This is a genomic window from Kitasatospora sp. NPDC058406, assembly GCF_042722765.1.
Lineage (GTDB): Bacteria > Actinomycetota > Actinomycetes > Streptomycetales > Streptomycetaceae > Kitasatospora.
Window position 1 is genome coordinate 21,655 of the sequence record NZ_JBHXKE010000106.1, and the last position, 9,445, is coordinate 31,099.

The window sequence follows — 9,445 nt, forward strand, 5'->3', positions numbered from 1 at the left end:
TTCCGTTGACCCGATGGAGAGTTGATGACCAAGAAGCTCAGAGGGCTGCTGGTGGCCGTCCTGCTGATACCGCTGTTCGGCCTCGGCCTGGCCACCCCGGCGCTCGCCGAGAGTGCCGCCGCGGGCGCGTCCTCCGTCGCCGACGACCCGTCGGCCGACATCAAGGACCGCCTGGCGGCGATCCGCGGACTGACCGTGACCGAGGAACGGCCCACCACCACCGGCCACCGCTACTTCCTGCTCACCTACACCCAGCCGATCGACCACGACCGCCCCTGGCTGGGCAGCTTCCAGCAGCGGCTGAGCGTGCTGCACCGCGGCTACGACCGCCCGACCGTCTACTTCACCAACGGCTACGCGCTGCGCACCACGCCCTCGCGCACCGAGCCGGCCCGGCTGGTCGACGGCAACCAGGTCTCCGTCGAGTACCGCTACTTCACGCCGTCCCGTCCCGTGCCCGCCGACTGGAGCAAGGCCGGCATCCGCCAGGGGGCCACGGACTCGCACCGGATCATCACCGCGCTGAAGCGGATCTACCAGGAGGAGTGGCTCTCCACCGGCGGTTCCAAGGGCGGCATGTCGTCGACCTACCACCGCCGCTTCTTCCCGGACGACGTGGCCGGCACCATCGCCTACGTCGCGCCGAACGACGTCGACGACCGTGAGGACTCCGCCTACTCCCGGTTCTTCCGGAACGTCGGCACGCCCGAGTGCCGGGCCGCGCTGACCGCCGCCCAGCGCGAACTGCTGGTCCGCCGCGACCGGCTGTTCGCCCGCTACACCGCCGACAACGCGGCCGCCGGCTCCACCTTCACCACCACCGGCAGCGCCGACCGGGCGTACGAGTCCGGCGTGCTCGACACGGTCTGGGCGTTCTGGCAGTACAGCCTGGCCGCCGACTGCGCCAAGGTCCCGGCCGCCACCGCCACCGACGACGAGCTGTACGCCTGGTTCGACGCCCAGTCCGGCATCACCGGCAACAGCGACCAGTCGCTCGCCAACTACACGGCGTACTACTACCAGGCCGGCACCGAGCTGGGCGCGCCCAGCTTCGACGTGTCGCACCTGAAGGGCCTGCTGCACTACGACTACAAGGAGCTGTACTCGCCGCGCACCTACGTGCCGAAGAACATCGCGATGCGGTTCGACCCGTCCGCGATGCGCGACATCGACCGCTGGGTGCGGAACTCCGCCGAGCGGATCATCTACGTCTACGGCCAGAACGACCCGTGGGGTGCCGAGCCGTTCCGGCTGGGCCGGGGCAGCGAGGACAGCTACGTCTACACCGTGCCCGGCGGCAACCACGGCGCCAACATCGAGAAGCTGCCGGCCGCCGAGTCGGCGGCGGCCACCGCCAAGGTGCTGGAGTGGGCCGGACTCGGCGGGGACGCCGCGGCCCGTTCGCTGAGCGGGCAGTACCGCGTCCCGCCGATCGGCCCGCTCGACGAGGAGGGGCTGAAGCAGGACCGCGTCCGCCTGTAGGGCACGCGCCTGACCGCGTCCGCCTGTAGGGCGCGGTGGCCGAGCACCACCCCCGGGGCCGCGCGCCTCTCCCCGAAGCAGTGAATCGGTGCTTCAATTCTTTCATGGCCTACCGACGCACGCCCGCCGTACAAGCCCGCCTGGACGCCCAGCGCGAGGCGGTGCTCCAGGCCGCGGTCGGGCTGCTCGCCGAGCGCGGCTACGGCGGCTGCACCATGGCCGCGGTCGCGGACCGCGCCGGGATCGCCACCGGCTCGATGTACCAGCACTTCGCGAGCAAGGCCGAGCTCTCGGTCGAGCTGTTCCGCCGGGTCGTCACCCGGGAGGTGGCCGCCGTGCACGAGGCCGTCGCCCGGCACGACACCCCCCGGACGCGCATCGCGGCCGTGGTCGAGACCTTCGCCGCCCGCGCCCTGCGTGCGCCACGGCTCGCCCACGCGCTCCTGGTCGAGCCGGCCGACACCGTGGTGGACGCGGAACGCCTGGTGTTCCGGCGGGCCTTCCGCGACGTGATCGCCGCCGAGATCACCGCCGCCCTCGCCGCCGGCGACGTGCCCGGCCAGGACCCGGAACTGACCGCCGCCGCGATCGTCGGCGCGGTCGGCGAGGCGCTCGCAGGTCCGCTCGCGGCGGCCCGTCCGCCGGACACCCGGACCGCCCCGCCCGAGGTGGTCCCCGCCCTGGTCTCCTTCACCCTGCGTGCCCTGGGAGGACGCGATGACAGCGACGCATGAGGTCACCAACCAGGTACCCCTGCCGTACGGACACGACACCGCGGCCGATCCGGCCCTGCTCGCCGCCCTGCACCGGGCCGGCGCGGGCTGGGCCGAGCCGGAGCTGCACGAACTCGGCCGGCTGGCCGGCTCCGAACAGGCCGCCGAGTGGGGCCGGCTGGCCAACGAGCACCCGCCGGTGCTCCGCACCCACGACCGTTTCGGCCACCGGATCGACGAGGTCGAGTTCCACCCGTCCTGGCACGAGCTGATGCGCACCGCCGTCGGCCACGGCCTGCACGCCGCGCCGTGGCGGGACGACCGGCCCGGCGCGCACGCCGCCCGCGCCGCCAAGTTCCTCGTCTGGGGCCAGGTCGAGGCCGGTCACACCTGCCCGGTCTCGATGACCTACGCCGCCGTGGCCGCCCTGCGCGCCGCCCCGGCGCTGGCCGCCGAGTTCGAGCCGCTGCTGACCTCCACCACGTACGACTTCGGGCTGCGGGCACCGCAGGGCAAGCGGGGCCTGATCGCCGGCATGTCGATGACCGAGAAGCAGGGCGGCTCGGACGTCCGCACCAACACCACGGCCGCCGCCCCGCGGCCGGACGGCAGCTACCGCCTCACCGGCCACAAGTGGTTCACCTCGGCGCCGATGTCCGACCTCTTCCTGACCCTCGCCCGGGCGCCCGGCGGGCTCAGCTGCTTCCTGCTGCCGCGGGTCCTGCCCGACGGCACCCGCAACCGGATTCACCTCCAGCGGCTCAAGGACAAGCTGGGCAACAAGTCCAACGCCTCCGCCGAGATCGAGTACGACGACGCGGTCGGGTGGCTGGTCGGCGAGGAGGGCCGGGGCGTCCCGACCATCATCGAGATGGTCAACATGACCCGCCTCGACTGCACCACCGGTGCCGCCTCCGGCATGCGGCTCGGCGCCACCCGGGCCGTCCACCACGCCCTGCACCGAAGGGCGTTCGGCAGGGCACTGGTCGACCAGCCGCTGATGCGCAACGTGCTCGCCGACCTCGTCGTCGAGTCCGAGGCGGCCACCACGGTGGCGATGCGCCTCGCCCAGGCCACCGACGCGGCGCTCGCCGGGGACACGGGCGAGGCGCTGGTCCGCCGGCTCGGCCTGGCGGTGGCCAAGTACTGGGTCTGCAAGCGCGGTCCGGCGCACGCCGCCGAGGCGCTGGAGTGCCTCGGCGGCAACGGCTACGTCGAGGAGTCCGGGATGCCCCGGCTCTACCGCGAGGCGCCGCTGGTCTCGATCTGGGAGGGATCCGGCAACGTCGCCGCCCTGGACGCGCTGCGCGCCATGGCCCGGCGCCCGGAGACCGTCGAGGCCCTCCTCGGCGAGCTGGACGCCGCCGCCGGCGCGGACCGCAGGCTGGACGCCGCCGTCGCCGGGCTGCGCAAGGAGCTGGCCGGCCCGGAGGACCCGGAGTTCGGCGCCCGCCGGCTGGTCGAGTCGATGGCACTGGCCTTCCAGGGTTCGCTCCTGGTCCGGTACGGGGACCGGGCGGTGGCCGACGCGTTCTGCGCCTCCCGTCTCGGCGGCGACCACGGAGCGGCCTTCGGCACGCTGCCGGCCGGCGTCGACGCGGGCGCGATCATCGACCGCGCCCGCCCGGTGCCGGCATGACGGGTCCGGCCGAGCAGGCCGAGCAGGCCGTGCAGGCCGCTCGGGAGGCCCGGGACGCCGAGACGGCCGGGGTCCGCGCCTTCTGGCAGGGCCTCGGCCTGCCCGGACTGATCGACGTGCACACGCACTTCATGCCGCAGAACGTCCTCGACAAGGTGTGGGCGTACTTCGACGCGGCCGGTCCGCTGGCCGACCGGCCGTGGCCGATCACCTACCGCGGGGCCGAGGACCGGCGGGTCGGGTGGCTGCGGGAGTTCGGTGTCCGGGCGTTCACCGCGATGCTCTACCCGCACAAGCCCGGCATGGCCGGGTGGCTCAACGGCTGGGCCGCCGAATTCGCCGCCCGCACCCCGGACTGCCTGCACACCGCCACGTTCTTCCCCGAGCCCGGGGCACCCGGGTACGTGGCCCGGGCGATCGAGGGCGGCGCCCGGGTCTTCAAGGCGCACCTCCAGGTCGGCGGCTACCACCCGGCGGACGAGCGGCTCGACGAGGTCTGGGGCCTTCTCGCCGAGACCGGTACGCCGGTGGTGACGCACTGCGGATCGGGGCCGGTCCCCGGCAAGCACACCGGCGCCGGGCCGATCGGCGAGGTGCTCGCCAGGCACCCCCGGCTCGTCCTGGTGGTCGCCCACCTCGGCCTGCCCGAGTACACCGACTTCCTCGACCTCGCCGAGCGGTACCCGGAGGTCCGGCTCGACACCACCATCGCGTTCACCGACTTCGTCGAGCGGGACACCCCCTTCCCGCCCGCCGAACTGCCGCGCCTGGCCGGGCTCCGGGACCGCGTCCTGCTCGGCAGCGACTTCCCCAACATCCCCTACCGGTACGTGCACCAGCTGGACGCGCTGGAGCGGACCGGGCTGGGGGAGGACTGGCTGCGCGCGGTCTGTCACGACAACGCGGCCCGTCTCCTCGGCATCTGACGATACGTCAATACACGGCGCGGGCTGCGGCGCGGCCCTCCCCGGGCGGCCGGGCCCGACCGGCGGGGAGGCCATGACCTCGGAGGTAATCGACGCCTTCCGGGCGGCCCGCCAGAGTGGGCGGCACCGGGTCGCGGGACCGCGGCCCGGGATCCGTTCCGACCACCGGAGGCCGATCCGCCATGTCCGCGAACACCCTTGCCGCCGCCCGTCCGACCGCCCCCGCCTCCCCGAAGGCCCTGCGCGGCTACCTCGCGCTGGACGCCGTCGTGACCGGCGGCAACGGCCTCGCCTACCTGGCCTTCTCCGGCCCGCTCGGTGACCTGCTCGGCGTCGGCCGCTCGACGCTGGTCGAAATCGGTGTGCTGCTCACGGTGGTCGGCCTCGCCGTCGGCCTGCTGGCAGCCCGTCCGCAGCCGCCGCGGCTCGCCGTGCAGGCGGTGATCGAGGTCAACCTGGCCTGGACGGTGCTCAGCGTCCTGGCGATGGAGCTCTGGCTGGAGCCGACCACCGCCGGCCTCGTCTGGATCCCGCTTCAGGCCGGCACGGTGCTCCTCTTCGCCGTCCTCCAGTTCACCGCGCTGCGCCGCCGGGCCGTCGCCCGCTGAGGGGTCACCGCTCCGGTCCCACGGCGGCCTGGAGGAACGCGACCGTCTCCGCGTCGGCCGGGAGGAAGGCCTCCAGGGCGAGTTCGGAGACGGTCACGTCCATCGGGGTGTTGAACGTCGTGATCGTCGACAGGAACGACAGCACCCGCCCCCCGAAGGCGATCCGCAGCGGCAGCGCGAAGGGGAACAGGGCGGTGGCGTCGTCGTCCGCGCCGTCGTCCGCCGCGCCGCCCACCGGGTCCGGATAGGCGCCGACCTCGTCGAGCAGCGCCCGCAGCGGCTCGGAGCGGACCAGCCCGACCTGCTGTTCCATGCGCTCCAGCAGGTGCCGCCGCCACTGCCGCAGGTTGACGATGAGCGGGGCCAGGCCCTCGGGGTGCAGGGTGATCCGCATCGCGTTGAGCGGCGGTTCCAGCAGGTGCGGGGCGACCCCGGCGAGCAGCATCCCGAGCGAGCGGTTGGCCGCCAGGACGCGGAAGGTGCCGTCGACCACCAGCGCCGGGTACGGGTCGTGCGAGGCCAGCAGCCGCTCCATGCCGGAGCGCAGCGCGTCCATCGCGGGGTCGTCCAGCTGCTTCTCGGGGTAGTGCGGCGCGTACCCGGCGGCCAGCAGCAGGGTGTTGCGCTCGCGGACCGGGACGTCGAGGTGCTCGGCGAGCCGGAGCACCATCTCCTGGCTGGGCCGGGCGCGTCCGTTCTCGACGAAGCTGATGTGCCGGGCCGAGGAGTCGGCCAGCAGGGCCAGTTGCAGCTGGCTGAGCCGGCGCCGCTCCCGCCAGCCGCGCAGCAGGACGCCCACGCCCGAACCGGTCTCCGGCCCCATCCCCGCGATGATCGTCATGGGCGGGACAGTAGTACGGAGGCCGTACCGGCGGGGGTGGCGGGGTCAGGCGCCGGTGGTCGATCCCGGTCGGATGATCATCAGGACCACGACCACCGCCCAGAGCAGGTTGAACACGCCGGCGGTCATCGGAAGCAGCTTCAGTCCCCGGACGGCCCTGCCGTGCTCGGCCGTCTCGGCGTCGAGGTCGAGCGCGTCCACCGCGGCCTGCTGCGCGGGCAGGACGAACAGCAGCAGGGACAGCGCCGCGACCGCGGTGAGCACCATCGAGACGATCAGCCAGGACTGGTCCAGCACGTCCATCACCTGGGCGACCCCGATGCCGAGCACCGGGACGGCTATCCCGAGCAGCGCGTAGACCTGGGTGATCCGGTGCAGCATCCGGAGCATGCCGGCGTCGGCCGCCTTGTCCGGGCCGCCGGCGAGTGCCGCCGACGCCCGGCGGGGGAACATGCTGACGGCCACGGCCACCGGACCGATGAACAGCACCGAGGCGAGGACGTGCAGGCTCAGCAGGAACTTGGCCATGGCGGGGCACCCTAGGGACTCAACGGGGGCTGCGCGGGCGATCGCGGCGCGGACAGCCGGGGCGTCCGGTTCCTCCGCCCTGGTCAGGACGCTAACACCGCTTATCCGGAGCCCCTCCGGGCGGGTGGATCCGCGGCCGGTCAGCCGGCCGGCGGCGCCAGCACCACCACGCGGGGCGGCACGGCGCTCACCGCCGCGACGGCCGCGCCGTGCGCGTCGTCCACCCAGTCGAGCAGGTACAGCTCCTCGAATCGGCTGAGCAGCGGCCCGCCGGCGGGCAGGTCCAGGGCGAGGCCGGAGAGGTCGACGCCGGCGAGTTCGTCCAGGCTGGTGCGGCCGATCTTGATCAGCGACTCCTTCCGGACCCAGAACCGCAGGAAGGCCGACGCTGGGTCGGCGTGCGCCTCGACCTGCCGCAGTTCGGCGGCGGTGAGCACCCGCCCGGCCACGTCGAGCAGGCTGCCGCTGCGGGCGTTCAGCTCGACGTCGACCCCGATCGGCCGGTGTCCGGCGGCGGCGGCGACCACGCCCTTGGTGTGCGAGAGGCTGACCGAGACGTCCGGGTGGTCGGGCAGGTACGGCTTGCCGTGGTCGCCCTTGCCGCAGTCGGGGCAGTTCTGCGCCAGGGTCAGCCCGGCGGCCGGGACGCCGAGCAGCCGGGCGGCGCAGAGCCGGACCAGGATGTGCGCGGCGGTGAAGTCGACGCGCGCGGCCTCGTGGCGGAACCGGGCGGCGCGCTCCTTCTCGACGGCGGTGAGCAGGTGCTCGCCGGCCTCGGGGTGGCGCAGCACGTCGGCGCTGGCCGCGACGGTGGCGAGGGCGGCGTCCGTGCCCGTGTCCGCGTCCGGGCGGGTGTCCGGGTTCTCGTGCGTCTGCTGGGGCTCGGAAGTCATGGTCTCAACCTAGCGGGGAGGGGCGGCCCACGGGGCCGGTCGGCCGTTCGCCGGATTGTCGGATCGCTGCTGATGGTCTGTAGGGTGTGGATCGTCCGATTTGATATTTGATGTCCCGGATCTGAGGGAATCAGGTGGGATGATCCTGTATCAAACGGAACGAGGCAGGTTGTGCAACCTGCCCTTTTCTCTGCGCGGAGGAATGTGTCGATGGATCAGGGCACCGGTACGCCGGATCACAGAAGAACCGCCGTGGAGCGCGCGCCGGCCGCCGGCCGGCGACGGACCGTCCGGGTCGCGGTGGCGACCGCCGTCGCGGCACTGCCGCTGGCGGCGGTGCTGACGGTCGGCTCCGCCGCGCCGCTGGCTCCGCCGCTGGGCGCCTGCAGCGGGCCGGACTGCCCGGCCACCTGGCCGCCGCCGAACAACGGCGACTTCCCCGGCCGGGACGCCACGATCAACGTCTTCACCGGCGGCGACTACACCGTGAACGGGCGGGCCGCCGAGGCCGAGGGCAAGATCGTCGCGCTCGGTGACTTCACCGTCGACAAGAGCGAGGGCGGTGGCGCCTACAACGCGGGCGTGGTCGGCGTCGGCTCCCGCGTCGTGCCGCCGAACGGCAGCGACTTCCTCACCGTCGGCGGCAACGTGACCATGCTGCCCGGCAACTCGCTGCTGATCGGCGGCAGCGACTCGCAGGGCCAGGCCTTCGGCAACCTGCGCTACGCGGGCACGCTCACCGGCACGGTCTCCATCGACCCGACCGGTCAGGCGATCCAGGACGCGAACGCCGCCGCGCCGTACCAGTCGGTGCTCACCCAGATCGAGGACGTCTCCGCCTGTGTCGGGCGGGCGACGGCCACCGGCACCGTGGCGGTCACCATGACCGAGGCGACCTTCACCGGTGACGGCACCAGCATGAAGCAGGTCTTCAACGTCACCGGGAGCCTGGGCGCGGCGGCCCGGCAGATCGGCCTGGTGTTCAACAACATCCCGGCCGGTGCCACCGTCGTGGTCAACATGCTGTCCGACGACGCGAACATCAACACCTACACCGGGACGGGCCTGCCGGGCGACCCGACCACCGAGATGCGCTCCAAGCTGTTGTGGAACTTCCCCACGGCCACCTCGGCGCAGATCCTCGGCAGCGCGCAGTTCCAGGGCTCGGTGATGGCCGGCAACCCGGCCGGCACCACCACCATCGCCATGCCGGGCATGAACGGCCGGGTCTACCTGGCGGGCAACCTGATCCAGACCGGCAACGGCGGCTACGAGATCCACAGTTACCCGTTCGACGGGGACCTGCCGGACTGTGAGGTGACGCCGAGCCCGTCGCCCACCTCGCCGACCTCCTCCCCGACGTCGCCGACCGCGAGCCCCACGTCCCCGACCGCGAGCCCGACCTCGCCGACGGCCTCGCCGACGTCCCCCACCGCGAGCCCGACGTCCCCGACGGCCTCGCCCACGTCCCCCACCGCGAGCCCGACCTCGCCGACGGCCTCGCCGACCTCGCCCACCTCCTCGCCGAGCTCGTCCAGCGCGGCGCCGACCAGCCACGGGCCGACGAGCCACGGGCCGGGCGGCCACGGATCGGGCAGCCACGGTCCGACCGGCCACCACCCGGCCCCCGGCAAGCCGGGCGGCGGGGGCGGTGAACTGCCGTCGACCGGCGCGGGCAACGGCCCGGTCGTCCTCGGCCTGGCCGGCGTGGGCCTGCTGGGCCTCGGCGGCCTCGCCGTGCTCGCCGCCCGCCGTCGCGGACGCCACAGCTAGCCGCGTCCCGCAGTCGGCCCCGGGCCGCCCGGTCACCTCGAC

General features: G+C 73.7%; 9 protein-coding genes. 6 read left to right on the plus strand and 3 right to left on the minus strand.

The window, feature by feature from the left end; genetic code table 11:
- Nucleotides 1–24: 24 nt before the first annotated feature.
- The 5 genes from ACFWOG_RS21540 (at nt 25) to ACFWOG_RS21560 (ending at nt 5,368) form a co-directional block, all read left to right on the plus strand.
- On the plus strand, nt 25–1,482 hold the full coding sequence (locus ACFWOG_RS21540) for a S28 family serine protease (RefSeq protein ID WP_380360331.1): 1,458 nt from the start codon (nt 25–27) through the stop codon (nt 1,480–1,482).
- 104 nt (nt 1,483–1,586) lie between these two features.
- Nucleotides 1,587–2,216, plus strand: coding sequence for a TetR/AcrR family transcriptional regulator (locus ACFWOG_RS21545; protein WP_329878904.1), 630 nt, complete (start codon nt 1,587–1,589; stop codon nt 2,214–2,216).
- A complete protein-coding gene (locus tag ACFWOG_RS21550) occupies nt 2,200–3,834 on the plus strand; it encodes an acyl-CoA dehydrogenase family protein (RefSeq protein ID WP_380360334.1) in 1,635 nt (544 codons plus the stop codon). Before ACFWOG_RS21545 ends, ACFWOG_RS21550 begins: the two co-directional genes overlap by 17 nt.
- Nucleotides 3,831–4,760: an amidohydrolase family protein gene (locus tag ACFWOG_RS21555; protein WP_380360336.1), complete on the plus strand. Its 930-nt coding sequence runs from the start codon at nt 3,831–3,833 to the stop codon at nt 4,758–4,760. The genes ACFWOG_RS21550 and ACFWOG_RS21555 overlap by 4 nt, the downstream gene beginning before the upstream one ends.
- A 182-nt stretch (nt 4,761–4,942) precedes the next feature.
- The gene (locus ACFWOG_RS21560; protein ID WP_329951592.1) at nt 4,943–5,368 is read left to right on the plus strand and encodes a hypothetical protein; all 426 of its coding nucleotides are present in this window, start codon (nt 4,943–4,945) and stop codon (nt 5,366–5,368) included.
- A gap of 4 nt (nt 5,369–5,372) precedes the next feature.
- On the opposite strand, the gene ACFWOG_RS21565 is transcribed toward ACFWOG_RS21560, so the two are convergent.
- From ACFWOG_RS21565 to ACFWOG_RS21575, 3 genes are all read right to left on the minus strand, one after another.
- The gene (locus tag ACFWOG_RS21565; protein WP_380360338.1) at nt 5,373–6,209 is read right to left on the minus strand and encodes a helix-turn-helix domain-containing protein; all 837 of its coding nucleotides are present in this window, start codon (nt 6,207–6,209) and stop codon (nt 5,373–5,375) included.
- Nucleotides 6,210–6,254: 45 nt separating this feature from the next.
- Nucleotides 6,255–6,737, minus strand: coding sequence for a DUF2269 family protein (locus ACFWOG_RS21570; protein ID WP_329951594.1), 483 nt, complete (start codon nt 6,735–6,737; stop codon nt 6,255–6,257).
- 140 nt (nt 6,738–6,877) lie between these two features.
- On the minus strand, nt 6,878–7,630 hold the full coding sequence (locus tag ACFWOG_RS21575; RefSeq protein WP_380360340.1) for a 4'-phosphopantetheinyl transferase family protein: 753 nt from the start codon (nt 7,628–7,630) through the stop codon (nt 6,878–6,880).
- A 252-nt stretch (nt 7,631–7,882) separates the two neighbouring features.
- Between ACFWOG_RS21575 and ACFWOG_RS21580 the strand changes: the two genes are divergently transcribed.
- Nucleotides 7,883–9,403, plus strand: a complete 1,521-nt coding sequence (locus tag ACFWOG_RS21580; protein ID WP_380360342.1) for a choice-of-anchor A family protein — start codon at nt 7,883–7,885, stop codon at nt 9,401–9,403.
- Nucleotides 9,404–9,445 lie beyond the last annotated feature (42 nt).

What these genes read in the sequence shown, in the direction of transcription:
- ACFWOG_RS21560 (WP_329951592.1), top strand. Translation starts at nt 4,943, where the DNA reads ATGTCCGCGAACACCCTTGCCGCCGCCCGTCCGACCGCCCCCGCCTCC.
- ACFWOG_RS21545 (WP_329878904.1), top strand. Translation starts at nt 1,587, where the DNA reads ATGGCCTACCGACGCACGCCCGCCGTACAAGCCCGCCTGGACGCCCAG.
- ACFWOG_RS21550 (WP_380360334.1), top strand. Translation starts at nt 2,200, where the DNA reads ATGACAGCGACGCATGAGGTCACCAACCAGGTACCCCTGCCGTACGGA.
- ACFWOG_RS21575 (WP_380360340.1), bottom strand. Translation starts at nt 7,630, where the DNA reads ATGACTTCCGAGCCCCAGCAGACGCACGAGAACCCGGACACCCGCCCG.
- ACFWOG_RS21565 (WP_380360338.1), bottom strand. Translation starts at nt 6,209, where the DNA reads ATGACGATCATCGCGGGGATGGGGCCGGAGACCGGTTCGGGCGTGGGC.
- ACFWOG_RS21540 (WP_380360331.1), top strand. Translation starts at nt 25, where the DNA reads ATGACCAAGAAGCTCAGAGGGCTGCTGGTGGCCGTCCTGCTGATACCG.
- ACFWOG_RS21555 (WP_380360336.1), top strand. Translation starts at nt 3,831, where the DNA reads ATGACGGGTCCGGCCGAGCAGGCCGAGCAGGCCGTGCAGGCCGCTCGG.
- ACFWOG_RS21570 (WP_329951594.1), bottom strand. Translation starts at nt 6,737, where the DNA reads ATGGCCAAGTTCCTGCTGAGCCTGCACGTCCTCGCCTCGGTGCTGTTC.